The sequence below is a fragment of the Actinoplanes oblitus genome (assembly GCF_030252345.1).
GTDB classification, from domain to species: domain Bacteria; phylum Actinomycetota; class Actinomycetes; order Mycobacteriales; family Micromonosporaceae; genus Actinoplanes; species Actinoplanes oblitus.
Genome location: NZ_CP126980.1, coordinates 730,881 through 756,260 on the forward strand (window position 1 = coordinate 730,881; position 25,380 = coordinate 756,260).

The following is a 25,380-nucleotide window of genomic DNA, read 5'->3' on the forward strand; positions in this document are numbered from 1 at the left end:
GCTCACCGGGCTCCTCGGGGGTCGGTCTCGGGTCGGTCTCGTCAGGTCAGTTGAAGACCAGTTTGTTGCAGGTGGCGGTGGCCGCCGGGCCGGACGCGGTGTGCTCGGCGGCGGTCGTGCCGTCCACGGTGACCCGGCAGCTGATGCTGCCGTCCTCCAGCGACTCGCGGATCGCCGTCACCGAGGCGAACGACGCGCCCGCCATGGTCAGCGACAGTTTCCACGGGAGTTTCGTCTGTTTGATCGTTTTGGGCAGGTCGCCGAGCTTCTCGGTGTAGAGAATCGTGGCCGAACCGCTGCCGGTCACCTCGTACTTGACGGTGACCTCCTTGCCGTCGGTGAGCCCCGACACGTCACTCGGCAGGGCGGTCGGCAACGTCGTCGGCAGGGCGTCGGGGAGTTTCTCGGCGGCCTCTTTCGCCTTGTCGGTGGCACGCTGGACGAGCAGCACGCCGGTGGTCACCACGCCGCCGCAGAGCAGCAGGGTGACGGCCAGCACCAGGGCGATCAGCGGGACGTTGCTGCGCCGCGGCGGTGGCGGCGCGGCGTAACCGGGCGGGGCGTAACCCGGCGGCGGCGGGTAGCCCGGCGGTGGGTAGTCGCCCGCGGGCAGCGGGGCGTAGCCCGGCGGGGAGTAGTCGCCCGGGTGGCCGACGGGCGGGAACGCCGAGGTGGGCGGGTAGTCCGGGGACGACTCGTGGGGTGGCAACGAGGCGTGTCCCGCAGTGAACTCCGGCGACCGCGGCTGCTCGCGGTAATCGCTCATCTTCCCCTCCCGGTGGCCGATTGCCGACGGTACGCCAAAGGCGCACGCCGGTGGCAGCGGCCGGCGGGCGGCCCGCCAGCAGGTTTATGTTTCCGATCACGTACCATGCTCGTAACGGTGCTTCTCGCGCATGACGTTTGAGCGAAAGTCCGCTACGCTGCCCGGCATGTGTGGGATCGTGGGTTACGTAGGCAATCGTCCGGCCCTGAGCATCGTTCTCGATGGTCTTCGGCGGCTGGAGTATCGCGGGTACGACTCCGCGGGCGTCGCCGTCATCGACAATGACGTGGTTCGCACCGAGAAGCGGGCCGGCAAGCTGGCCAACCTGGAGAAGGCACTGGCCGAGCGTCCCGCCGACGGGATCGCCACGGGCAGCACCGCGATCGGGCACACCCGGTGGGCGACCCACGGCGGGCCGACCGACCGCAACGCCCACCCGCACCTCTCCGCCGACGGCCGGGTCGCCGTCATCCACAACGGCATCATCGAGAACTTCGCCCGGCTGCGTGCCGAGCTGGAGGCCGACGGCGTCGAGTTCCACAGCGACACCGACACCGAGTGCGCGGCGCACCTGCTCGCCGCCGAGATCCGTGGGCTGCGCGAGTCCGGCGAGCTGGCCGGTCCGGCGCTGCTGGCCGAGGGCATGCGGCGCGTCGTGCGCCGCCTGGAGGGTGCGTTCACCCTGCTCGCCGTCGACGTCGACGTGCCGGACGCGGTGGTCGCCGCGCGGCGCAACTCGCCGCTCGTGGTGGGCCGCGGCAACGGGGAGAACTTCCTGGCCAGCGACGTCTCGGCGTTCATCGAGCACACCCGGGAAGCGATCGAGCTGGGACAGGACCAGGTCGTCCTGATCACGCCGGCGGGCATCGAGATCACCGACTTCGACGGCGCCCCGGCGACCGGGCAGGAGTTCCACGTCGACTGGGACCTGTCCGCCGCGGAGAAGGGCGGCTACGAGTACTTCATGCTCAAGGAGATCGCCGAGCAGCCGCAGGCCATCGCGGACACGCTGCTCGGCCGGCTCAGTGACCGCGGCGAGATCATCCTCGACGAGGTGCGGCTCACCGACCAGGACCTGCGGGACGTGGACAAGGTGTTCATCGTGGCCTGCGGCACGTCGTACCACGCCGGGATGGTCGCCAAGTACGCCATCGAGCACTGGGTGCGGATCCCCTGCGAAGTGGAGCTGGCCAGCGAGTTCCGGTACCGCGACCCGATCCTGGACCGCTCCACCCTGGTGATCGTGATCAGCCAGTCCGGCGAGACCATGGACACCCTGATGGCGCTCCGGCACGCCAAGGAGCAGAAGGCCCGGGTGCTGGCCATCTGCAACACCAACGGCTCCACCATCCCGCGTGAGTCGGATGCGGTCCTTTACACCCACGGTGGCCCGGAGATCGCTGTCGCCTCCACCAAGGCGTTCCTCACCCAGCTGGTCGCCTGTTACCTGATCGGCCTGCACCTGGCCCAGATCCGCGGCGTGATGTACGCCGACGAGGTCGCCGCCGTGGTCGAGAAGCTCCAGGCCACCCCGGACAGCCTGCGCACCCTGCTGGACGGCATGGAGGACGTCCGGGCGCTGGCCCGCGACCTGCGGACCGCGTCGACGCTGCTGTTCATCGGCCGGCACGTCGGGTTCCCGGTGGCCCTGGAGGGCGCGCTCAAGCTCAAGGAGCTCGCCTACATGCACGCCGAGGGCTTCGCGGCCGGCGAGCTCAAGCACGGCCCGATCTCGCTGATCGACCAGGGCACCCCGGTGGTCTGCATCGTGCCGTCGCCGGCCGGCCGCGGCGTGATGCGCGACAAGGTGGTCTCCAACATCCAGGAGGTCCGCGCCCGTGGCGCCCGGACCATCGTGATCGCCGAGGAGGGTGACGACAGCGTCGCCGCCTTCGCCGACCACCTGATCACCGTGCCGCCGACGCCGACCCTGCTGGCCCCGCTGATGACCACCGTGCCGCTGCAGATCCTGGCCTGCGAGATCGCCGCGGCCCGGGGCAACGACGTGGACCAGCCGCGGAACCTGGCCAAGTCGGTCACCGTCGAGTAAGAGCGACGACAGGCAGCCGGCCCTCATGGCGTCCCGCCCAGCGTGATCCGGGCGAGGGCGTCCAGGGCCGGCTTGCCCGGCTCCCAATAACCCAGGTGGCCGCCGTTCCACTGGCTGCCGAAGACCCGCGCGCCGAACTCCGGGTCGGCGGGGTTGTGCCCGAACCACAGCCGGTCGGCCGGACCGGTGACCGGCAGCCCGGGCACCAGGTGGCGAGCGGCCGTGTCGAGCGAGACCGCGCCGTACTGGATCGGATCGCTGATCGAGGTGGAGGCGAAGACCCGGTCGGCCGGCAGCCGCAGCTGTGCCGCCGAGTCGACGCCGACGCCCGGCGAGCCCACGAAGATCACCCGGTCGGCGTCCAGCGCCCCGGTCGCCGCCTTGCCCACCACCAGCGACCCGTAGCTGTGCCCGAGAACCGTCTGCCGCGCCGCCGGCCCGTCGTGGGTGGCCCGCAGACCCTCCTGGAAACGCCGCAGCCCGGTGGCCCCGCTCTCGGCCTGCCCGGCCGACCAGGCCTCGTGCAGGAAGTCCGGCGCGTCGTAGCCCAGCCACAGCACCGAGCTGGTCGCCGCCTCCGGCCCCAGCTCGCCGGCCCGGGCCGCGACCCGCTCGGCCCGGGTCAGCTCGCCGCCGAGGCCGGCCAGGTCGGCGGTCATGCCCGGCACGTGAGTCAACACGTTCGCCGCGTGGTCCGGGTCGCCGAGAGCGACGATCGCCCGGCCGTCGCCGGCGACATCCAACCCGATGAGGTACGCCCGGGGCCCGCGCTCGTCCTCCAACCGGCCGGCCAGCCGGTCCAGGCCACGCAACTTCGCCGCGTCCGGGGTGCCAGCGGTGTGCCGCAGCCGGTCGCGCCGGTCGGCGAGCAGCAGCCGGTTGGCCAGGTCCCGGTCGGCGACCGGCACCCCGTCCAGCCCGGCGACCGCACCCGGCTCGGCGGCCAGCAGCCACATCCGCTCGGCCGGGGAGAGCCCGGCCCACCAGCGCGCCACCTGAGCGGGCGTCGCGGTGCAGTCCGGGCGGGCCGAGCCGGTGGGCGCGGCCGGGGCGACGGCAAGCTCGGCCAGCCGGGCCGCGGCGCTCTCGTCGGCGTCGCCGGCCACCCGCAGCGCCGTGGCCAGCTCGGCCGCCGCCGGTCCGGGTGCGACCCGGCCGGCGTCGTCGATGGTGAGGCCGGTGGCGTGTGCGGTGGCCCGCGCCCGGTCGAGCAGCGCCCTGGCCCGGGTCAGCGCCGCGGCGAACTCGCTGAGCGCCTGGTCGGCCCGCCAGCAGAGCAGCCGGAGCAGGACCAGTCGCCGGCGGAGTGCCCCGAGCCGGGCGGCCGCGGCGTCGGCGGCCGCACCCGACCAGGCCGCCCGCACCCTGGCGAGCAGCGGGCCGAACTCGCCGCAGAGCACGCCGATCAGCGCGGCCCAGTGCCGCCAGGCGAGCGCGGTGGCGGACCAGCGGGCCGGGTCGGTGGCGCGCAGGCGGGTGTAGGTGACCCGGACGGCGACGGTCATCGCACGGTCCGCAGGCGGGTGGCGGCACGGTGGTCGGCTTCCTCGTACGCCGCGATCGTCGTCTCGATCCGCCGGCCCGCGGCGGTGAGATCCGAGCCGGCCGTGAGCAATCGCCGCCCGGCCGCGTCAGCTGCCGAGTCGGCGGCGTCGGACGCCGCCCAGCGTGGGCCGGGCACGGGTGGCGGGGCCGAAGCCGCCGCCGCCCGCACCCGGGACGCCGTCCCGAAGACGGCGGAGACGGCGCGCCGCAACTCCTCGGTGGTCACGTCGAGATCGGGATTCATGGCGGCAACCTCCTGGGCTCCGGGGGACGGATGCGCCACGGTAGGCCGATTCCGGGAGGCACGTGACCGGCCTGTGGACAACGCCGCGCAGCCTGTCCACAGGCGCCGGAGCGGCGGCTAGGGTGTCCGTTGTGATCGTTTCTGTCGGCATCGACGTCGTCCTGGTGGACCGCTTCGCCCGTGCGCTGGACCGGACCCCGCTGCTCGGGGACCGGCTGTTCACCGAGGCCGAGCGCCTGACCGGGTCGGGCAACCCGCGGTCGCCCGAGTCGCTGGCCGCCCGGTTCGCCGCGAAGGAGGCGGTGGCCAAGGCGCTCGGCGCACCGGCCGGGCTGCGCTGGCACGACTGCGAGATCGTCACCGATCCGGACGGACGGCCGTGGTTGACCGTTTCCGGTACGGTCGCCGCCGCCGCGTCCGAGCGCGGGATCAATCGATGGCACCTGTCGCTGTCGCACGACGGCGGGATCGCGTCCGCGATGGTGGTCGCCGAGCAGTGAGGTGCTGGCCCGGGTTCGCGCGGGCCGGGCGCCGGAGGGGGAGAGATGCGGCAGGCATGGCGGGTCGCCGACGTACGGGCGGCGGAGAAGACGCTGATGGCGACGCTGCCGGAGGGCGCCCTGATGCAGCGGGCGGCGGCCGGCCTGGCCCGGCGCTGCGCGTTGCTGCTCGGCGACACTGGCGGGGTCTACGGGGCGCGGGTGCTGCTGCTGGTCGGCAGCGGGGACAACGGCGGGGACGCGCTCTACGCCGGTGCCGCGCTGGCCGCCCGCGGCGCCCAGGTGCGGGCCCTGCTGCTCACCCCGGAACGGGTGCACCTGGCCGGGCTCACGGCGCTGCGCCGGGCCGGCGGGTTCACCACCACCGACCTGCCCACCCGGGCCGACCTGGTGCTGGACGGGATCGTCGGGATCGGCGCGTCCGGTGGCCTGCGCCCGCCGGCCGCGGCGCTCGTGCACTGCCTGGGCGACTTGCGCGGGCGGACCGGTGAACGGGCCGTCGTGGTGGCCGTCGACGTGCCCAGCGGCGTGCGGGTGGACACCGGCGACGTGCCGGGCGAGGCGGTGACCGCCGACGTCACGGTGACCTTCGGCTGCCTCAAGCCGGCGCACGTGATCGGCCCGGCCGCGCCCCGCTGCGGGCAGATCGAGCTGGTCGACATCGGGCTCGGCCCGGTGCTGGTCACCGACCCGGCGGTGCGGGTGGCCGAGGCCGCCGACATCGCGGCCTGGTGGCCGACACCCGGGGTGGCTTCGGACAAGTACACCCGCGGCGTGGTCGGCCTGGCCACCGGCTCGGCGAAGTACCCGGGCGCGGCCCTGCTCTCCACCGCCGGCGCGCTGGCCGGCCCGACCGGCATGGTGCGCTACGCCGGCAGCGCCCACCGCGAGGTGGTCCGCGCCCACCCGTCGGTGGTGGCCGCGCCCCGGGTGGCCGACGCCGGCCGGGTGCAGGCCTGGGTCTGCGGCTCCGGGCTGGGCACCGAGGACCAGGCGCGTACCGAGCTGCGCAGCGTGCTGGCCACCTCGCTGCCGGTGCTGCTGGACGCCGACGCGATCACCATGCTGGTCGGCGGCCAGCACGCCGAGGACCTGCGCCGGGACGCGCCGCTGGTGCTGACCCCACACGACGGTGAGTTCAAGCGGCTGGCCGGCGAGGCGCCGGGCGCCGACCGGATGGCCGCGGCCGCCAAGCTGGCCGCCTGGACCAACGCGGTGGTGCTGCTCAAGGGCGACCGGACGATCGTGGCGACGCCGGGCGGCGAGATCTGGGCGAACCCCACCGGAACCGCGGCGCTGGCCACCGCGGGCAGCGGCGACGTGCTCGCCGGGCTGCTCGGCTCGCTGCTGGCGGCCGGGTTGCCGCCGGTCCGGGCGGCGGTGGCGGCGGCGTACGTGCACGGTCTGGCCGGCCGCCGGGCCGCGCTGGACGGGCCGGTGACGGCGCCGGACGTGGCCGCCGCGGTGCGCCCGGTGCTGGCCGATCTGCTGGGCTGATCACCTGCTGGACACCCGGTCCGGCGGAAACTGTCATACCCCTCAGTAGGGTGGATGGCATGTGGCAGGCCGAAGTCCGCGTCGATCTCGACGCCATCCGGGACAATGTCGCGACCCTGCGTGCCGGCACCTCGGCCGAGGTGCTGGTCGCGGTCAAGGCGGACGGGTATGGGCACGGCATGGTCCCGTCCGCCCGGGCCGCGGTGGCCGGCGGCGCGACCTGGCTCGGCGTCGCCACCCTCGACGAGGCACTGGAGCTGCGCCGGGCCGGGATCGGCGCGCGGGTGCTGGCCTGGCTGATCGCTCCCAGTCTCCCGCTGCACGAGGCCATCGCGGCAGGTGTCGACCTCAGCGCGGCCACCCCGGCCCTGCTCGACGAGCTGGTCACCGCCGCGCGGCGGGCCGGGCAGCCGGCCCGGGTGCACCTCAAGCTGGACACCGGGCTGTCCCGGGGCGGCGCGGTGCCGGCCGAGTGGCCGGCGTTGTTCGAGGCGGCGGCCAAGGCCCAGGCCGGCGGGGACGCCGAGATCGTCGGCGTGTGGAGCCACTTCGCCTGCGCCGACGAGCCGGGCCACGAGTCGGTCGACCGGCAGCTCGCCGCGTTCACCGACGGTCTCGCCCTGGCCGGGCAGTTCGGGCTGGCCCCGAGATATCGGCACATCGCCAATTCGGCGGCTACCCTGACCCGGCCGGACGCGCACTTCGACCTGGTCCGGGTGGGGATCGCGGCCTATGGCCTCTCCCCGATCGCCGGGGAGGGCTTCGGCCTGCGGCCGGCGATGACCGCCCGGGCCCGGGTCACCATGACCAAACGGGTGCCGGCGGGGCAGGGCGTTTCGTACGGGTTGACGTACCACACCGCGGCCGAGACCACGCTCGCCGTGGTTCCGCTGGGCTACGGGGACGGCGTGCCCCGGCACGCGTCCAGCGCCGGCCCGGTGCGGATCGGCGGCACCACCGCCCGGATCGCCGGCCGGGTCTGCATGGACCAGGTGGTGGTCGACGTCGGCGACGCCCCGGTGGCCCCCGGCGACGTGGCCACCCTGTTCGGCCCGGGCGACGACGGCGCGCCGACCGCCGACGACTGGGCGGCCGCCACCGGCACCATCAACTACGAGATCGTCACGCGGTTCGGCAGCAGCCGGGTGCCGCGGGTCTACACCGGGGAGGTCGCGTGAGCGGGCTCGTGGGCCGGTCCGCGCCGGGGCGGCGGGGTGAGCGGGTTCGTCGGCCGGTCCTGGGCCGGAGCCGGCTCGTGGGCCGGTGCGCGCCGGGGCGGCGGGGTGAGCGGGTTCGTCGGCCGGTCCTGGGCCGACCCGGGCTGATGGGCCGGTTCTCGGTGGGAGGGACGGCATGAGTCCGTCCCGCGCTGCCAAGCGGGCCGGCATCGCCGGTGCCGTGGTCGGTGTGGCGGCGGCCGGGCTGGCCACCGCGTTCGCCGTCGAGCGGGTCCTGGTGCGCCGCTCGGTCAACAAGCCCGGTGACCCCTACGTCGACGAGCCGTTCGGCGACCAGCCGTTCGACGAGGAGCTGACCGTCACCGCCGCGGACGGCACCGACCTGCACGTCGAGATCGTCAATCCGCGGGTGCGGCCAGCACCGGAGGCGTCCCCCGCACCGCCGGCGTCCAGGCGGTGGCTGGGCCGGAAGCAGTCCGGCAGCGCGGCGCCGGTCGGCGCGAGCGGCAAACCGACGATCGTCTTCGTGCACGGCTTCGCGCTGGACATGGGCACGTTCTACTTCCAGCGCAAGGCGCTGGCCGAGCTCGGCGAGCACCGGCTGGTCTTCTACGACCAGCCCGGCCACGGCCGGTCCTCCAAACTGCAGTCCGGGACCTATGACATCGCCGCGCTCGGCAGGTCGCTGGCCGCGGTGCTCGACGCGACAGTGCCGGAGGGCCACATCATCCTGGTCGGGCACTCGATGGGCGGCATGACGATCATGGCGTTCGCCGAGCAGTTCAAGGAGTGGTTCGGCAACCGGGTCACCGGCGTGGTGCTGATGTCCACCTCGGCCGGCCTGTTCGACAAGGCCACCCTCGGCGTGACGAACGTGGTGGCCCGGGTCAGCGCGCCGTTCTTCCCGCTCTGGGACAAGGCGGCCAAGCTGGGCGGCGGCACCATCGACCGGGCCCGGGTGGCCTCCTCCGACCTGGCCTGGCTGCTCACCCGGCGCTACGGCTTCGGCGACGCGAAACCCAGCCCGTCGCTGGTCACCTTCGTGGAGAGCATGAATTCGAAGACCTCGGTGGAGACGCTCACCAAGTACCTCAACACGCTCTACCGGCACAGCCGCCTGCCGGCGCTCACCGCGCTGCGCGGGGTGCCGGTGCTGGTGGTCGTGGGGGACCGGGACTATCTGACCCCGGTGACCCACTCCGAGCAGATCATCCAGCAGTTGCCCCAGGCCGAGCTGCTCAAGGTGGAGAACAGCGGGCACGTGGTGATGCTGGAGAAGGCCGACGAGGTGAACGCGGCCCTCATCCCATTCCTGGAGAAGATCTCGTGAAGCTGACCACCGTCGAGGAGACCAAGGCCTTCGGCCGCCGGCTCGCCGCCGTGCTGCGGCCGGGTGACCTGGTGCTGCTCACCGGCCCGCTGGGGGCCGGCAAGACCGCGCTGGTGCAGGGTATCGGCGCCGGGCTGGGGGTGCGGGGGCCGATCACCTCGCCCACCTTCGTGATCGCCCGGGTGCATCGGGGGCCGGTGCCGCTGGTGCACGCCGACGCGTACCGGCTGGGCGACCGGCCCGACCCGCGTGCCGAGATCGACGACCTGGACCTGGACGCCGCCGCCGACGAGGCGGTCACCGTGGTGGAGTGGGGCGCCGGGCTGGTCGAGCAGCTGAACGAGGAGTACCTGCTGGTCCGCATCGACCGGCTGGACGACGACACCCGAGTGATCGAACTGGTCCCGCACGGCGGCGACTGGGCCCGACGACTGGAGAGAATGTGAACCTGACCGAGCTGCTCCCCCCGCAGTGGCGCGCCGAGCTGGCCCCCTTCCTGGACGAGAAGGCGACCGCCGCGCTCGGCGAGTTCGTCGCCGCGGAGTACGCCGAGCACACCGTCTACCCGCCGGTGGAGGACCTGTTCTCGGCGTACCGGCTGTGCCTGCCGGAGCAGACCCGGGTGCTGATCCTGGGCCAGGATCCCTACCACGGCGCCGGCCAGGCGCATGGGCTGAGCTTCAGCGTGCGCGACGGCGTCCGGGTGCCGCCGTCGCTGCGTAACGTCTTCAAGGAGCTGGCCGAGGACGTCAACATCGCCCCGCCCAAGAGCGGCAACCTGACCGGCTGGGCCGAGCAGGGCGTGCTGCTGCTCAACGCGGTGCTCACGGTCCGCGCCGGCAAGGCCGCCTCGCACGCCAACAAGGGCTGGGAGACGTTCACCGACGCGACCATCCGCGCGCTGAACGAGCGGACCGAGCGGATCGTCTTCATGCTCTGGGGCAACTACGCGAAGAAGAAGGCCGGCCTGATCACCAACCCGGTGCACGCGGTGCTGGAGGCCGGTCACCCGAGCCCGATGAACCCGGCCGGGTTCCTCGGCTCGCGGCCGTTCAGCGCGGCCAACAAGGCCCTCGCGGACGGCGGCCGCCCGGTCATCAACTGGGACCCGCGGCCGGCTGCCTAGCGGGCGCTCGCGAGCCCGGGTTCGCGCGTGGCCGCGCGGACCATCGGGACCGGCGGTGGCGCGGGCCGGGGACGGCGGCGGCGCGGGCCCGACACGGCGGTGGCGCGGGCCGGAAAAGCGGTGGAGCGGGCCCGGCACCGCGACGGCGTGAGCCGGAAACGCGGTGGCGCGGGCCCGGCACGGCGGTGGTGCGGGCCCGGCACGGCGGTGGTGCGGGCCGGAAACGGCGGTGGCGCGGGCCCCGGCACGGCGGTGGCGCGGGGCCCGGGAAAAACGGTGGCGGCTGCTCCGGAGCGCGGGCTCGCGGGAGCGGGCGAGGTCCGGGTGGGGGTCGCCGGGCGGAGGCTAAGGTTTCAGGCGTGCTTGTTCTTGCTCTGGACACCGCCACGCCCGCTTCGACGGCGGCGCTCGTCGAGGTGACCGCCGACGGTCTGTTCGGGGTGGCGGAGAGCCGTACCGTCGATCCCCGCGCGCACGGCGAGAAGCTGGCGCCGGAGATCGCGGCGGTGCTCGCCGAGGGCGGGTTCCGGCCCCGCGATCTGACGGCGATCGTGGCCGGCCTGGGCCCCGGACCGTTCACCGGCCTGCGGGTCGGGTTGGCCACCGCCGCGAGCATGGGCCAGGCGCTGGGCATCCCGACCTACGGCGTGTGCTCGCTGGACGCGCTCGGGCGCGCGGCCGGCCCGGGGCGGGTGCTGATCGCCACGGACGCGCGGCGGCGCGAGGTGTATCACGCGACGTATGCGGACGGCGTACGGGAAATCGGTCCTGATGTCGCGAAGCCGGCCGATGTCGAGGTGCACGCCGACAGAGCGGCCGGCGAGGGTGCGCTGAAGTATGGCGACATCTTCGGCGTGCCGGTGGAGGAGCACCTGCTTTATCCGCCCGGCGCCGCGCTGGTGGCGATCGCCGCCGACCGGGTCCGGGCCGGGGCGCCCGGTGAGATCCTGACGCCGCTCTACCTGCGCCGGCCCGACGCCGTCGAGCCGGCCGGCCGCAAGCCGGTGCTGACGTGAGGATCGAGCGGTTCCGCTGGTGGCACATCGACGAGGTGCTGCCGCTGGAGGAGGACCTGTTCGGGGCGGAGAAGTGGTCGGCCGCGATGTTCTGGAACGAGCTGGCGCAGCGCAACCACTACGTCGTCGCCCTGGAGAACGACGAGGTGGTCGGCTATGCCGGGCTCTCCATCGTGGACGCGGAGGAGTCCTGGGTGCAGAACATCGCGGTGCGGCGGGACGCGCAGCGACTCGGGATCGGCCGGGCCCTGCTGGAGAATCTGCTGGCTGAGGCGGAGAAGAACCGGGTGGGGCGGATGCTGCTGGAGGTGGCGGTCGACAATCATCCGGCGCAGAAGCTTTACGCCACCTACGATTTCGAGCCGGTCGGCATCCGGCGTGGTTACTACCAACCCAGCAACACCGACGCCCTGGTGATGATGCGAGATGCGTGACCGGTTCCTGGTTCTCGGGTCCGAGGCCACCTGCTTCCTGATGATGGTGCGAGATGCGTGACGAGCCCCTGGTTCTCGGGATCGAGACCTCCTGTGACGAGACCGGCGTCGGGATCGTGCGCGGGCACACGCTGCTCGCCGACGCGCTGGCGTCCAGTGTGGAGCAGCACGCTCGGTTCGGCGGCGTGGTGCCCGAGGTGGCCAGCCGGGCGCACCTGGAGGCGCTGGTCCCCACCATGCGGCGGGCGCTCGACGAGGCCGGCGTCACTCTCGCCGACATCGACGCCATCGCGGTGACCAGCGGCCCCGGCCTGGCCGGCGCCCTGCTGGTCGGGGTGGCCGCGGCCAAGGGCTACGCGCTCGCCGCCGAGAAGCCGATCTACGGGGTGAACCACCTGGCCGCGCACGTCGCGGTGGACACCCTGGAGCACGGGCCGCTGCCCGAGCCGGCGATCGCCATGCTGGTCTCCGGGGGGCACTCGTCGCTGCTGCTGGTCGACGACCTGACCGCCGGGGTCACCCCGCTCGGCGCGACCATCGACGACGCGGCCGGCGAGGCGTTCGACAAGGTGGCCCGGCTGCTCGGGCTGGGCTTCCCGGGTGGTCCGATCATCGACCGGTCGGCCCGGTCCGGCGATCCCGCCTCGATCGCCTTCCCGCGCGGCCTGACCGCCCCCAAGGACCAGGCCGAGCACCGGTTCGACTTCTCGTTCTCCGGGCTGAAGACCGCGGTGGCCCGCTGGGTGGAGGCGCGCGAGCGGGCCGGCGAGCCGGTGCCGGTGGCCGACGTCTCGGCCAGCTTCCAGGAGGCGGTCTGCGACGTGCTCACCGCCAAGGCGATCGACGCCTGCCTCAGCAACGGGGTGGGCACGCTGGTGATCGGCGGCGGGGTGGCGGCGAACTCGCGGCTGCGGGTGCTCGCCGAGGAGCGCGCGGCCCGGCACGGGATCGCCGTGCGGGTGCCGCGCCCGCAGCTGTGCACCGACAACGGGGCGATGGTGGCCGCTCTCGGCTCGCACCTGGTCGCCGCCGGGGTCGCGCCGAGCCGCCTCGACCTGCCGGCGGATTCGTCGATGAGTTTGACCTCGGTCAGCGTGCCGGGGTAGGAAGCCTGCATGATCGCGCGGATGTGGGAGGTGCGGGCCTCGCGCAGTGGCTTCGACGAGCTGCTGAGCTGGGTCTGTGACACGGCGGTGCCCTCGGTGGAGGTGCTGCCACAACATGTGTCGAGTGACGTCTATTCGTCCACGGATCATCGCATCGTCGTCATCACCAAATGGCGAAACACCCCGGAGAGCCTGCCGGCGCCACCGGAGAAGCTGGTAGCACGCGCTCCGCACGTCTGGGATTTCACCCCCGTCGATCGCTGAGCGGTCGCAGCTTCGGCATCCCGGCTTTACCGTCGGGAGCCTGATGCGCAGACTGCCCGTGGCCGATCCCGGCCTGCCCGACGCCCGGTCCGCCACTCGATACCTCAGCTGGCTGGTCCGGCGCTCCCGTATGACGATCGTCGTCGCGATAGCGCTCTCGGCCGCCTGGATGGGATGCCAGTCCCTGGTGCCGGCGATGGTCGGCCGGGCCATCGACGCCGCCGCCGTGCGGGACGGGCGGGCGCTGGCCGGCTGGGGCCTGGCCCTGCTCGGGCTCGGCGTCGTGCAGGCGCTGACCGGGATCACCAGGCATCGGTACTCGGTGGCGAACTGGCTCGGTGCGGGATTCCGTACCGTGCAGGTCACCGTGCGCCGGGCGAACCAGCTCGGTGCCGCGCTCCCGGGCCGACTGGAGGCCGGTGAGGTGGTGGCGATCGGCACGTCCGACATCAACCACATCGGCGGTGCCGTCGACGTCGCCGCGCGGGGCACCGGCGCGCTGCTCGCTGTCACCACGGTCACCGTGCTGCTGCTGCACACGTCGATCCCGCTCGGGCTGGTGGTGCTGCTCGGCGTACCGCTCCTGATGATCGTCGTGGGTGGACTGATCCGGCCGCTGCACCGGCGCCAGCAGGTCTACCGTGAACAGCAGGGCCGGCTCACCGGGCGGGCCGCCGACCTGGTCACCGGGCTGCGCGTGCTGCGCGGCGTGGGCGGCGAGGAGGTCATGGTGGCGCGCTACCGGGAACAGTCGCAGGCGCTGCGCGCCGCCGGGGTGCACACCGCCTCGGTGGAGTCCCTCCTGGAGTCGGCGCAGGTGCTGCTCCCCGGCGCCTTCCTGGTCCTGCTCACCTGGCTGGGTGCCCGGTTCGCGGCCGGCAACCGGATCACCGTCGGGCAGCTGGTCTCGTTCTACGCCTACGCCGCCTTCCTGGTGGCGCCGTTGCGGCAGCTCACCGACTCGATCGACAAGCTGACCCGGGGGCACGTGTCGGCCCGCCGGGTGGTCGGCATGCTGCGGCTGCCACGGGAGCTGGCGGATCCGCCCGACCCGTTACCGGCGCCGGACGGCGACCTGGCCGACCCGGAGTCCGGGGTCCGCGTCGCGACCGGCCGGCTGACAGCGATCGTCGCGGAGGATCCGGCGGACACCGCCCGGGTCGCCGACCGGCTCGGCCGGTACGCCGACGGCGCCACCCTGGGCGGTGTGCCGCTCGCCGCCCTGCCGCTCGCCGTGGTGCGCCGGCGGATCCTGGTGGCCGAGAACGACGCCCGGCTCTTCTCCGGCCGGCTCCGGTCCGATCTGGACCCCGAGCACAGCGGCCGGCTCGCCGCCGCCCTGGAGGCGGCCGCCGCACAGGACATCGTGGACGGACTGCCGCGCGGCCTGGACACCGTGGTCGCCGAGCGCGGCCGGTCCTTCTCCGGCGGCCAGCAGCAACGCCTGCGACTGGCCCGGGCGCTGGTCGCCGATCCGGAGATCCTCATCCTGGTGGAACCGACGAACGCGGTCGACGCGCACACCGAGGCCCGGATCGCCGAGCGGATCACCGCGTTCCGGGCCGGGCGCACCACTGTCGTCTGCACCTCCAGCCCGCTCGTGCTGGGCCACGCCGACCGGGTGCTCTATCTGGAGCGGGGCCGGGTGGTGGCCGCCGGCACCCACCACGAGCTGCTGGAATCCGAACCGCGGTACGCCCGCGTGGTGCTCCGTGAGGAGCCGACGTGACCCACGCGCTACCGGTCGCCAGCCGCACCCAGGCCTGGCGGTACGCCCGATCGCTGTTCCGCGCCCACCCCGGCGTGTTCCGCGCCACCGTGGGCCTGCACCTGCTCGCCGCGCTGGCCGGGCTGGCCGGTCCCCGGCTGCTCGGCGAGCTGGTGCAGGCGGTGCAGGCCGGGACGAACCCGGCTCGGCTGGACCGGCTGGCCGGCACGCTCGCGCTGTTCGTGCTGCTGCAGGCGGTGCTGATCCGGTACGCCTATCTCGCCTCCGCCCGGCTCGGTGAGCAGGTGCTGGCCCGGCTGCGGGAGGAGTTCATCGCCCGGGTGCTGACGCTGCCCCTGAGCACCGTTGAGTCGACGCGGACCGGGGATTTGCTGACGCGTACCACCCGGGACGTGGACGCGCTCTCCAAGTGCGTCCGGCTGGCCGTGCCGGAGACCACCATCGCGCTGCTCACCGGCGGTCTGGTGGTGGTCGCCCTGATCGCGGTGGACCCGGTGCTGGCCGCCCCGCTGCTGGTCGGCGTGCCGATCACGGTGGCCGGCACCCGGTGGTACGTGCGCCGTGCCCCGTCCGGCTACCTGCGGCAGAACGCCGCGTACTCGGAGGTGACCGACGGGCTCACCGAGACGGTCGAGGGGGCCCGGACGGTGGAGGCGCTGGGGCGGCAGGGGCAGCGGGTGGCGCGTACCGACCGGGACCTGTACCGGTCCTGGCGGGCCGAGCGGTACACGCTGTTCCTGCGTACCGTCTGGTGGCCGGTGATCGAGATCAGTTACGTGATCCCGATGGTGCTGACCCTGCTCACCGGCGGCGTGATGTACCTGCGCGGCACCGTCACCCTGGGCCAGCTGACCGCCGCCGTGGTCTACGTCCAGCAGCTGATCCACCCGCTGGACCGGTTGCTCTCCTGGCTGGACGAGCTGCAGGTGGGCGCGGCGTCGCTGGTCCGGCTGCTCGGGGTGGCCGACGCGCCGCAGCGGTCCCGGCGGGACGCGCCGCCGCCGGACGGCACCCAACTGGAGGTACGCGGCGTGCGGTTCGCTTACGTCGAGGGGCGCGAGGTGCTGCACGGTGTCGACCTGACCCTCCGGCCCGGCGAGCGGCTCGCCGTGGTCGGCCCGTCCGGCGCCGGGAAATCCACACTGGGCCGGCTGCTGGCCGGCATCCACCAGCCCACCGAGGGCAGCGTCACGGTGGGCGGGGTGCCGCTCGCCGAGCTCTCCCCGGACCGGTTGCGGGCCGAGGTGGCGCTGGTCAGCCAGGAGCACCACGTCTTCGTCGGCACGCTGCGGGACAACGTGGCGATGGCCCGGCCGCGGGCGCCGGAGCCGGACATCCGGACCGCCCTGGCCGCGGTGCACGCGCTGGAGTGGGCGGACGGGCTCCCGGACGGGCTGGACACCCTGATCGGCGACGGCGGGCTGCCGGTGACCGCCGCGCAGGCGCAGCAGGTGGCGCTGGCCCGGCTGATCCTCGCCGACCCGCACACGCTGGTGCTGGACGAGGCGACGGCGCTGCTCGACCCGCGGGCGGCGCGGGACCTGGAGCGGTCGCTGGCGGCGGTGGTGCACGGGCGGACGGTGGTGGCGATCGCGCACCGGCTGTTCTCGGCGCACGACGCGGACCGGGTGGCGGTGGTGGAGGACGGGCGGATCACCGAGCTGGGGTCGCACGACGAGCTGGTCGCGGCGAACGGGTCGTACGCGGCGCTGTGGCGTGAGTGGCAGGGCGAGGCGCCGGAGAAACCCCCGGACACGGCGAGGGCGCGCCCCCGGGAGGACGCGCCCTTGTGAGACAACCGGTCAGAAGCCCGGACCGTGCTGGTGGCCGTGCCCGTGGCCGCCGTGGCTGTGCCCGTGGCCACCGGCCGCGGCGGGGGCCGGCTCGGCCGGCTTCTCCACCACGAGGCTCTCGGTGGTCAGCAGCAGCCCGGCGATCGAGACGGCGTTGGAGACCGCGTTGCGGGTCACCTTCACCGGGTCGATGATGCCGGCCGCGGCCAGGTCGACGTACTCGTCGGTGGCCGCGTTGAGGCCGTGGCCCCAGCCGAGCTCGTTCACCTTGCCCACCACGACGTAGCCGTCGTGGCCGGCGTTCTGAGCGATCCAGCGCAGCGGCTCGACCAGCGCCTTGCGGACGATCGACACGCCGATCGCCTCCTCGCCGGACAGGCCCAGACCGCCGTCGAGCTCCTTGGCGACCTGCGCGAGGGCGGCGCCACCGCCGGGGACGGTGCCCTCCTCGACGGCCGCCTTGGTCGCCGCGATGGCGTCCTCGATGCGGTGCTTGCGCTCCTTCATCTCGACCTCGGTCGCGGCGCCGACCTTGATCACCGCGATGCCGCCGGAGAGCTTGGCCAGCCGCTCCGAGAGCTTCTCCCGGTCCCAGTCGGAGTCCGACGCCTCGATCTCCTTGCGGATCTGCGAGACCCGGTCGGCGACCTCGGCGGCGTTGCCGCCACCGTCGACGATGGTGGTGTTCTCCTTGTCGACCACGATGCGCCGGGCGCTGCCCAGCTGCTCCAGGCCGACCTGGTCGAGCTTGTAACCGAGCTCGGGGGCGATCAGCTCGCCGCCGGTGGCGATCGCCAGGTCCTGCAGGATCGCCTTGCGGCGGTCACCGAAACCGGGGGCCTTCACCGCGGCGACCTTGAGGGTCTTGCGCAGCGAGTTGACCACCAGGGTGGAGAGCGCCTGGCCCTCCACGTCCTCCGCCACGATCAGCAGCGGCTTGCCGGTCTGCAGCACCTTCTCCAGCAGCGGGAGCAGCTCCTCGATGCTGGAGATCTTCTGCGTGGTGAGGAGGATGTGCGCGTCCTCCAGCACCGCCTCCTGCGACTCGGCGTCGGTCACGAAGTTCGGCGAGATGAAGCCCTTGTCGAACTGCAGACCCTCGGTGACGTCGAGCTCGGTGTGCAGGGCGGAGCCCTCCTCGACGGTGATCACACCGTCGCGGCCGACCCGGTCCATCGCCTCGGCGATCAGCTCGCCGATGGTGGCGTCCTGCGCCGAGATGGTGGCCACGTTCGCGATCGCCTTGTGGTCGGCGACCTCGACGGCCTTGCCCAGCAGCGCCTTGGAGACGGCCTCGGCGGCCTGGTCCATGCCGCGCTTGAGGCCGATCGGGTTGGCACCCGCGGTGACGTTGCGCAGACCCTCGCGGACCAGCGCCTGCGCCAGCACGGTGGCCGTGGTGGTCCCGTCGCCGGCGACGTCGTTGGTCTTCGTCGCCACCTCCTTGACCAGCTGCGCGCCAAGGTTCTCGTACGGGTCGGTGAGCTCGATCTCCTTGGCGATGGTGACGCCGTCGTTGGTGATCGTCGGGGCGCCGAACTTCTTGTCCAGGACGACGTTGCGGCCGCGCGGGCCGAGAGTGACCTTGACCGTGTCGGCGAGCGTGTTGACGCCGTGCTCCAGCAGGTGCCGGGCGTCGTCAGAGAAACTGAGGATCTTCGCCATGTATGAGGTCCCTTCACGCGCCGACGCCCTGCCCCGATTTCCCGGAACAGGGCGTCTGCACAGTCGGTTTAGGTCTTACTTCTCGATGACCGCGAGGACGTCGCGGGCGGAGAGCACCAGGTACTCCTCACCGGCGTACTTGACCTCGGTGCCGCCGTACTTCGAGTAGAGGACCACGTCGCCGACCTTGACGTCGAGCGGGACGCGGTTGCCCTTGTCGTCGATCCGGCCGGGGCCGACGGCGAGGACGGTGCCCTCCTGCGGCTTCTCCTTCGCGGTGTCGGGGATCACGATGCCCGACGCCGTGGTGGTCTCCGCCTCGTTCGCCTGGACCACGATGCGGTCCTCGAGCGGCTTGATCGCAACCTTGGTCGCGGTAGTCACGGGCATACCCTCCTGGGTACAGGTTTCGCCGGCCATGAAACAGGCCGGTCAGATGCCTCATGCCACCGGGCGGGGCCGTCGTCGCGGGTGCCGGTCCGCCTGGTGCCTAACCGCCACGAGCAAGCCCGGGCGGCTGGCACCCTCATGTTGAGAGTGCTAATCGGAGATTATGCCGGAACTAGCACTCCGTCAACCAGAGTGCCAACCTGTCACGCCGGGGAGAATGCCTGGTGTGACCCCTGAACTTCTCGCTCTCCTGCAAACCCCGGAAGGGACCGAGGCCCTGGCCGTGGCGGCCGAGGTCGGCGACGGTGAGCCGCTCGCCGCGGCCTCGGCCTTACGGGCCCGGGGCTTCGGCGCGGAGCTGTCCGCCGCCGCACTCACCCAGGCTAGTTTGCGCCGCCGGGCGGCGATGAAGTTCGGCCCGGACGCCACCGGAATGTTCTTCACCCGTCCGGGCCTGGAGCAGGCGACTCGCGCGGTGGTCGCGGAGCGCCGGGCGGCCCGGCTCGCCGCCTGCGGCGTGACGACCCTCGCGGATCTCGGCTGCGGGCTGGGGTCCGACGCATTGGCCGCGGCCCGGCACGGGATCGCGGTGTACGCGGTGGACGCCGACCCGGGCACCGCCGCGCTGGCCGCCGCGAACGCCGAAGCCGCCGGGCTGGCCGACCGCATCACGGTGGTCTGCGCCGACGCCACCACGGTGGAGGTGGAGCGGTACGACGCGGTGTTCGCCGATCCGGCCCGGCGGCAGGCCGGGCGGGGCCGGGTGTTCGACCCGAAGGCGTACTCGCCGCCCTGGGACTTCGTGGCCGGGCTGGCCGGGCGGGTGCCGCGGACGGTGCTCAAGCTCGCTCCCGGCATCGACCACGGGCTGCTGCCGCCGGGTGCGGAGGGCGAGTGGGTGAGCGTCGGCGGCGACCTGGTCGAGGCGGCGTTCTGGTGCGGGCCGCTGGCGTCCGCGCCGCGCCGGGCCACCCTGGTCGGCCTCGGTGAGCTGACCGGTTCGGGCCTGGAGCAGGCCCCGGTCGGCCCGGTCGGCGCGTGGTTCTACGACCCGGATCCGGCGGTGGTCCGGTCGCATCTGGTCGCCGAGTTCGCCGAGCTGATCGGCGGGCGGCTGGCCGACCCGGCGATCGCCTACGTCTACACCGACGAGCCGGTGGACACGCCGTTCGCCAGGCGGCTGGCGGTCACCGACGTGCTGCCGTTCTCCCTGAAGCGGCTGCGGGCCCTGCTCCGCGAGCGGGGCGTCGGCACCCTGGAGATCCGCAAGCGCGGGTCGGCCCTCGTCCCCGACCAGCTGCGCAAGGACCTCAAGCTGTCCGGGCCGCACGCGGCGGGGCTGGTGCTGACCCGGGTGGACGGCGCACCCACCGCGCTGTTGACGGCGCATTCCTGAGGAGTTCCGGAGGACGGCACCGAACCGTCGTAACGCGCCCGAATCGGGCGTACGGGTGGATCACTCCCGGAGTAGCGTGCGGCGCATGCCGAAGAAAGCGGCCGGCACCCCGGCCACCGCGCTGCTGACCGCGGAGCGAGTGGCGCACACCCTGCACCCGTACGAGGTGTCCCCGGACGCCCCGAACTACGGCGCCCTGGTCGCGGCGGCCCTCGGCGTGCCACCGGAACGGGTGTTCAAGACGCTGGTGGCCGAGGTGGACGGCCGGCTCGTGGTCGGCGTCGTGCCGGTCACCGGCGATCTGGACCTGAAGGCCCTCGCGCAGGCGGCTGGCGGCAAGCGGGCGACGCTGGCCGACCGCGCCGTCGCCGAGCGCAGCAGTGGGTACGTCCGCGGCGGGATCAGTCCGCTGGGTCAGCGCAAGCGGCTGCCCACAGTGATCGACGACTCGGTGACCGGACTGGACCTGATGTACGTCTCGGCCGGTCGGCGCGGCCTGCAGGTCGCCCTCGCGCCGACCGAGTTGATCAGGTTGACCGGCGCCACCGTTGCCATGATCCGGACGTGACGCCGGGTTCCGCCGACATCCGAGCGAGTTATTACTTAGCGTTACGTCATGCGACGGGAAACGCGACTTTCGGGGGCGGGTCGGGCGGGTTGCGAGGCGACCACGTTGCCGGATTGTTATCCCTCGTTACGAGATAGATCACCGGGGTGCCTTGTGTTCTAGGCCACCGCCGGAATACGTTGCCGGGCACAACAAACCGGTTCCTGATCCATCGGCGCCCAGGGGAGCGACACTCCCAGGCACGCACCACACCCCTGACAAATCCGAACGAAGGCTCCGGATTTACCCCCCGAAAGGACATACGGAATGCGTAAGGGACTGTTCGCCCTTGCCGCCGTCGGCCTCCTGGCCACCGGCAGCATGGCCGCCTGTGGCGACAAGAGCGACGACACCGCCAAGTCCGGCTCCGGCGACACCGCCAAGGCCGGCAAGGTCGGCGTGATCCTGCCCGACACCAAGAGCTCGGCTCGCTGGGAGACGGCGGACACCAAGTACCTCACCGAGGCGTTCAAGGCCGCGGGCGTCGAGGCCGAGATCAAGAACGCGCAGGGCGACAAGACTTCGTTCCAGACCATCGCCGACGGCATGATCCAGAGCGGCGTCAAGGTCCTGATGATCGTCAACCTGGACTCCGGTACCGGCAAGAACGTCCTGGAGAACGCCAAGAAGGCCGGCATCGCGACGATCGACTACGACCGTCTGACGCTGAGCGGTGGCGCCGACTACTACGTCTCGTTCGACAACAACGAGGTCGGCAAGCTGCAGGGTCAGGGCCTGGTGGACTGCCTGACCGCGGCCAAGGCCGTGAAGCCGGTCGTGTCGTACCTGAACGGCTCGCCGACCGACAACAACGCCACCCTGTTCAAGGAGGGCTACGACTCGGTCCTCAAGCCGAAGTTCGACTCGGGCGACTTCGTCAAGGGCCCGGACGACGCGGTTCCGGACTGGGACAACGCCAAGGGCGGCACCATCTTCGAGCAGCAGCTCACCAAGAACCCGAAGATCGCCGGCGTGCTCGCCGCGAACGACGGTCTCGGTAACGCGGCCATCGAGGTGCTGAAGAAGAACAAGCTGAACGGCAAGGTCCCGGTGACCGGCCAGGACGCCACCGTGCAGGGTCTGCAGAACATCCTCGCCGGCGACCAGTGCATGACCGTCTACAAGGCGATCAAGAAGGAGGCCGACGCGGCCGCCGAGCTGGCTGTCGCGCTGGCCAAGAGCCAGACCCCGACCACGGCCACCGGTTCGGTGACCGACCCGGAGTCGAAGAAGGAGGTCAAGTCCGTGCTGCTGAAGCCGGAGGCGATCACCAAGGAGAACGTCAAGACGGTTGTCGACGACGGCTTCGTGACCAAGGCCGAGCTCTGCACCGCCGCCTTCGCGGACAAGTGCAAGGCCGCGGGCATCAGCTGATCCCGCAGCATCACCGCTAGATCACCGGCGACGGCGCCGCTCACGTCCTCCGTGAGCGGCGCCTGAGTCGATTTCCAGCGGTCCCCTGAACGGTCGGTCACCGAACGAAGGAGAAACATCCGTGGCCGCGACACCCCTCTTGGAACTGCGCGGGATCGACAAGAGCTTCGGTCCCGTACAGGTCCTCCACGATGTCGAACTGAGCGTGTACCCCGGCGAGGTCACCGCCCTGGTGGGTGACAACGGCGCCGGTAAGTCGACGCTGGTCAAGTGCATCAGTGGCATCTACCCGATCGACGCCGGCACGGTCACCTTCGACGGCAAACAGGTCGCCATCCACAGCCCCCGGGACGCCTCGGAGCTGGGCATCGAGGTCGTCTACCAGGACCTCGCGCTCTGCGACAACCTGGACATCGTCCAGAACATGTTCCTCGGCCGGGAGAAGAAGCGCGGCATCGTGCTCGACGAGCCGACCATGGAGCAGATGGCCGGTGAGACGCTGGCCAGCCTCTCGGTGCGCACCGTCAAGTCGCTGCGCCAGCTCGTCGCCAGCCTCTCCGGTGGCCAGCGGCAGACCGTGGCGATCGCCAAGGCCGTGCTCTGGAACAGCAAGGTCGTCATCCTGGACGAGCCGACCGCCGCTCTGGGTGTGGCACAGACCGCCCAGGTGCTGGAGCTGGTCCGCCGGCTGGCCGACAACGGCCTCGGCGTGGTGCTCATCTCGCACAACATGAACGACGTCTTCGCGGTCTCGGACCGGATCGCCGCGCTGTACCTCGGCCGGATGGCCGCCCAGGTCAAGGCGAGCGACGTCACCCACTCGCAGGTCGTCGAACTGATCACCGGCGGACGCAGTGGCAACCTGGGTCTCCCGCCGGAGAAGCCCACCGACTTCGTCGAGATCATGCCGGGAGCCGAGCAGTGAGCACCTCAACCCTCGAGACCGCCGGTGGCGTCAAGGTCGTCAAGCCGACCGTCGCCAGCCACTTCCGGGACTACTGGGGCCGGGTCCGGGGCGGCGACCTCGGCGCGCTGCCCGCCGTACTGGGCCTGGTCGTCCTGGTGCTGATCTTCGGCACCGCGCGGACCGACACGTTCTTCAGCGCCGGCAACTTCGCGAACCTGTTCAACCAGGCCGCCGGCATCATCATGATCGCGATGGGCCTGATCTTCGTCCTGCTGCTCGGCGAGATCGACCTGTCCGCCGGTTTCACCTCCGGTGTCTGCGGCGCGGTGATGGCGATCCTGCTCACCAAGCACGGCGTCAGCCAGCCACTCTCGCTGCTCGCCGCGCTGGCCACCGGTATGGTGGTCGGCCTGCTGCTCGGTTTCCTGGTGGCGAAGGTCGGCATCCCGTCGTTCGTCGTCACGCTGGCCGCCTTCCTGGCCTTCCAGGGCGTCCTGCTGAACCTGCTCGACGAGGGCAAGAACATCTCGATCCCGGACGGCTTCATCAAGTCGCTGAACAAGGACAGCCTCCCGGTCTCCTGGAGCTGGATCCTGGCCATCGGCTCGGTGGCGGTATTCGCGCTGATCCAGTTCATGCGGTTCCGCGGCCGGGCCAAGCGTGGCCTGGTCACCGAGCCGGTCGGCATCATCGCGCTGCGCATCGCCGGTCTCGCCGCGCTGCTGCTGATCACCACCGCGATCCTGACCCAGGAGCGGGCGATCAACCCGGCCATCGCCTCGCTCAAGGGCGTGCCGATCGCGGCACCGGTGATCGGCTTCTTCCTGGTGCTCTGGACGTTCGTCCTGGGCCGCACCACGTACGGCCGGCACGTCTACGCCGTCGGCGGCAACGCCGAGGCCGCCCGCCGGGCCGGTATCCCGGTCGACCTGATCCGGATCTCGGTCTTCGTGATCGGTTCGTTCATGGCCGCGGTCGGCGGCGTCATGGCGGTCAGCCGGGCCGGCTCGGTCGACCCGAACACCGGTGGCAGCACCACCCTGCTCTTCGCGGTCGGCGCGGCGGTGATCGGTGGCACCAGCCTCTTCGGCGGCAAGGGCAAGGTCATCCACGCGGTGATCGGTGGCGCGGTGATCGCGGTCATCGACAACGGCATGTTCCTGATGGACGTCTCGTCCGGCAGCCGGTACATGGCCACCGGTGTGATCCTGCTGATCGCGGCGGGCGTCGACGCCCTGGCCCGGCGCCGGGCCGCCGCCACGGGCAACCGGTAACGATGCGAGCGGGGCCCAGCCAGGAAGAGGTTCGCCGGCACAATCTCGGGACACTGCTGCGGTACGTCCACGTACACGGCGCCACGTCCCGGGCGGAACTCACCACCCGGCTCGGCCTCAACCGCAGCACCATCGGGGCACTCACCGCCGAGCTGATCACCGCAGGGCTGGTCAGCGAGGCGGTCCCCAAGGAGACCGGCCGGGCCGGACGACCGTCACTGGTCGTCCGGCCCGAGTCGGACCGGGTCTTCGCCTACGCCCTCAGCATCGAGGTGGACCGGCTGCGCGCCGCCCGGGTCGGGCTCGGCGGGCAGATCCTGGAGCAGTACCAGACCGACCGGCCGCCCGGCATGAGCGCCGACGAGGCCGTCGAACCGCTGGCCCGGTTCGTCCGGGCGATGCACGACCAGCTGCCTGACGACTCCCGCTGCGTGGGCAGCGGCCTCGCGGTGGCCGGCATGGTGCGCCGCGACGACGGCATGGTCCGGCTCGCCCCGACCATCGGCTGGGTCGAGGAGCCGGTGGGCGCGGCCCTGCGCGCCGAGCTGGGCGATCCGGCCACGCTGAGCATCGGCAACCACGCCGACGTCTGCGCGCTCGCCGAGCACGCCCGCGGCGCGGCGGTGGGCTGCGACAACGTCATCTACCTGTACGGCGACGTCGGCGTCGGCGCCGGCATCGTGGCCGGCGGCCGCCGGGTCACCGGGCACGGCGGCTACGGCGGCGAGGTGGGCCACATGGTGGTCAACCCGTACGGCCGGCCGTGCGACTGCGGCTCCCGCGGCTGTTGGGAGACCGAGATCGGCGAGCACGCGCTGCTCCGCCTCGCCGGACGGGCCGACAAGACCGGGCGGGACGCGGTGCTCGAGGTGGTGGACGCCGCGGTCCGCGGGGACAGCCAGGCCCAGCACGCGCTGCGGCACGTCGGCGACTGGATCGGCTTCGGCGTCGGCAACCTGGTCAACATCTTCAACCCGGAGGTGGTGATCTTCGGCGGTACGCTGCGCGACGTCTATCTGGTGGCCGCCGCCCAGATCCGCAGCCGGCTCAACTCGGTGGGCCTGCCGGCCTGCCGCGAGCACGTCCGGTTGCGCACCCCGGAGCTGGGCGCTGACGCCGCGCTGATCGGCGCCGCGGAGCTCGCCTTCGAGCACCTGCTCGACGATCCCCTGGTCGGCTGAGCCGGCGA

Annotated in this window: 24 protein-coding genes; 19 read left to right on the top strand and 5 right to left on the bottom strand. The window is 72.5% G+C overall.

Annotated elements, in window-relative coordinates:
• Positions 1-46: 46 nt before the first annotated feature.
• Positions 47-766 carry an MmpS family transport accessory protein gene (locus Actob_RS03370; protein WP_284918537.1) on the bottom strand — a complete coding sequence of 240 codons (720 nt, stop codon included), beginning with the start codon at positions 764-766 and terminating at the stop codon, positions 47-49.
• A gap of 166 nt (positions 767-932) precedes the next feature.
• On the opposite strand from Actob_RS03370, the gene glmS reads away from it, so the two are divergent.
• Positions 933-2,816: a glutamine--fructose-6-phosphate transaminase (isomerizing) gene (gene glmS / locus Actob_RS03375; RefSeq protein ID WP_284918538.1), complete on the top strand. Its 1,884-nt coding sequence runs from the start codon at positions 933-935 to the stop codon at positions 2,814-2,816.
• 23 nt (positions 2,817-2,839) lie between these two features.
• On the opposite strand, the gene Actob_RS03380 is transcribed toward glmS, so the two are convergent.
• Both Actob_RS03380 and Actob_RS03385 read right to left on the bottom strand, forming a co-directional pair.
• Positions 2,840-4,321: an alpha/beta hydrolase gene (locus Actob_RS03380; protein ID WP_284918540.1), complete on the bottom strand. Its 1,482-nt coding sequence runs from the start codon at positions 4,319-4,321 to the stop codon at positions 2,840-2,842.
• Positions 4,318-4,605, bottom strand: coding sequence for a hypothetical protein (locus Actob_RS03385; protein WP_284918542.1), 288 nt, complete (start codon positions 4,603-4,605; stop codon positions 4,318-4,320). Before Actob_RS03385 ends, Actob_RS03380 begins: the two co-directional genes overlap by 4 nt.
• A gap of 131 nt (positions 4,606-4,736) precedes the next feature.
• On the opposite strand from Actob_RS03385, the gene Actob_RS03390 reads away from it, so the two are divergent.
• The 12 genes from Actob_RS03390 (at position 4,737) to Actob_RS03445 (ending at position 16,578) form a co-directional block, all read left to right on the top strand.
• Entirely contained in the window at positions 4,737-5,105 is a 369-nt protein-coding gene (locus Actob_RS03390; protein ID WP_284918543.1) for a holo-ACP synthase, read from the top strand.
• Positions 5,106-5,150: 45 nt separating this feature from the next.
• Positions 5,151-6,602: an NAD(P)H-hydrate dehydratase gene (locus Actob_RS03395; protein WP_284918545.1), complete on the top strand. Its 1,452-nt coding sequence runs from the start codon at positions 5,151-5,153 to the stop codon at positions 6,600-6,602.
• A 59-nt stretch (positions 6,603-6,661) separates the two neighbouring features.
• Positions 6,662-7,780 (top strand): alanine racemase, encoded by a 1,119-nt coding sequence (gene alr / locus Actob_RS03400; RefSeq protein ID WP_284918546.1) that lies wholly within the window; start codon positions 6,662-6,664, stop codon positions 7,778-7,780.
• A gap of 175 nt (positions 7,781-7,955) precedes the next feature.
• Positions 7,956-9,110 carry an alpha/beta fold hydrolase gene (locus tag Actob_RS03405; RefSeq protein WP_284918547.1) on the top strand — a complete coding sequence of 385 codons (1,155 nt, stop codon included), beginning with the start codon at positions 7,956-7,958 and terminating at the stop codon, positions 9,108-9,110.
• Entirely contained in the window at positions 9,107-9,556 is a 450-nt protein-coding gene (gene tsaE, locus Actob_RS03410) for a tRNA (adenosine(37)-N6)-threonylcarbamoyltransferase complex ATPase subunit type 1 TsaE (RefSeq protein ID WP_284918548.1), read from the top strand. Before Actob_RS03405 ends, tsaE begins: the two co-directional genes overlap by 4 nt.
• A complete protein-coding gene (gene ung / locus Actob_RS03415; protein WP_284918549.1) occupies positions 9,553-10,236 on the top strand; it encodes a uracil-DNA glycosylase in 684 nt (227 codons plus the stop codon). Before tsaE ends, ung begins: the two co-directional genes overlap by 4 nt.
• Before the next feature lie 359 nt (positions 10,237-10,595).
• Positions 10,596-11,252 (top strand): tRNA (adenosine(37)-N6)-threonylcarbamoyltransferase complex dimerization subunit type 1 TsaB, encoded by a 657-nt coding sequence (gene tsaB, locus Actob_RS03420; RefSeq protein WP_284918551.1) that lies wholly within the window; start codon positions 10,596-10,598, stop codon positions 11,250-11,252.
• Positions 11,249-11,686, top strand: a complete 438-nt coding sequence (gene rimI, locus Actob_RS03425; RefSeq protein ID WP_284918553.1) for a ribosomal protein S18-alanine N-acetyltransferase — start codon at positions 11,249-11,251, stop codon at positions 11,684-11,686. Before tsaB ends, rimI begins: the two co-directional genes overlap by 4 nt.
• Positions 11,687-11,739: 53 nt before the next feature.
• On the top strand, positions 11,740-12,792 hold the full coding sequence (gene tsaD / locus Actob_RS03430; RefSeq protein ID WP_284918554.1) for a tRNA (adenosine(37)-N6)-threonylcarbamoyltransferase complex transferase subunit TsaD: 1,053 nt from the start codon (positions 11,740-11,742) through the stop codon (positions 12,790-12,792).
• A 9-nt stretch (positions 12,793-12,801) separates the two neighbouring features.
• Positions 12,802-13,056, top strand: a complete 255-nt coding sequence (locus tag Actob_RS03435; protein ID WP_284918555.1) for a hypothetical protein — start codon at positions 12,802-12,804, stop codon at positions 13,054-13,056.
• Positions 13,057-13,099: 43 nt separating this feature from the next.
• Entirely contained in the window at positions 13,100-14,785 is a 1,686-nt protein-coding gene (locus Actob_RS03440) for an ABC transporter transmembrane domain-containing protein (protein ID WP_284918556.1), read from the top strand.
• Entirely contained in the window at positions 14,782-16,578 is a 1,797-nt protein-coding gene (locus tag Actob_RS03445) for an ABC transporter ATP-binding protein (RefSeq protein ID WP_284918557.1), read from the top strand. Before Actob_RS03440 ends, Actob_RS03445 begins: the two co-directional genes overlap by 4 nt.
• Before the next feature lie 9 nt (positions 16,579-16,587).
• Here Actob_RS03445 and groL read toward each other — a convergent pair whose 3' ends face one another.
• Together groL and groES are read right to left on the bottom strand one after the other, a co-directional pair.
• Complete coding sequence (gene groL, locus Actob_RS03450; RefSeq protein ID WP_284918558.1) at positions 16,588-18,243, bottom strand: chaperonin GroEL; 1,656 nt, start codon at positions 18,241-18,243, stop codon at positions 16,588-16,590.
• Positions 18,244-18,318: 75 nt separating this feature from the next.
• Positions 18,319-18,633 (bottom strand): co-chaperone GroES, encoded by a 315-nt coding sequence (gene groES, locus Actob_RS03455; protein WP_014440794.1) that lies wholly within the window; start codon positions 18,631-18,633, stop codon positions 18,319-18,321.
• 217 nt (positions 18,634-18,850) lie between these two features.
• Between groES and Actob_RS03460 the strand changes: the two genes are divergently transcribed.
• From Actob_RS03460 to Actob_RS03485, 6 genes are all read left to right on the top strand, one after another.
• On the top strand, positions 18,851-20,029 hold the full coding sequence (locus Actob_RS03460) for a class I SAM-dependent methyltransferase (protein ID WP_284918560.1): 1,179 nt from the start codon (positions 18,851-18,853) through the stop codon (positions 20,027-20,029).
• Between the two features lie 85 nt (positions 20,030-20,114).
• Positions 20,115-20,597: a Cys-tRNA(Pro) deacylase gene (ybaK, locus tag Actob_RS03465; protein ID WP_284918561.1), complete on the top strand. Its 483-nt coding sequence runs from the start codon at positions 20,115-20,117 to the stop codon at positions 20,595-20,597.
• A gap of 306 nt (positions 20,598-20,903) precedes the next feature.
• Complete coding sequence (locus Actob_RS03470; protein WP_284918562.1) at positions 20,904-22,010, top strand: sugar ABC transporter substrate-binding protein; 1,107 nt, start codon at positions 20,904-20,906, stop codon at positions 22,008-22,010.
• A 121-nt stretch (positions 22,011-22,131) separates the two neighbouring features.
• Positions 22,132-22,935 (top strand): ATP-binding cassette domain-containing protein, encoded by an 804-nt coding sequence (locus tag Actob_RS03475; RefSeq protein WP_185039515.1) that lies wholly within the window; start codon positions 22,132-22,134, stop codon positions 22,933-22,935.
• Positions 22,932-24,191, top strand: a complete 1,260-nt coding sequence (locus tag Actob_RS03480) for a sugar ABC transporter permease (RefSeq protein ID WP_284918564.1) — start codon at positions 22,932-22,934, stop codon at positions 24,189-24,191. Before Actob_RS03475 ends, Actob_RS03480 begins: the two co-directional genes overlap by 4 nt.
• 2 nt (positions 24,192-24,193) lie before the next feature.
• A complete protein-coding gene (locus tag Actob_RS03485; protein WP_284918566.1) occupies positions 24,194-25,372 on the top strand; it encodes an ROK family transcriptional regulator in 1,179 nt (392 codons plus the stop codon).
• The last annotated feature ends 8 nt before the right edge of the window (positions 25,373-25,380 follow it).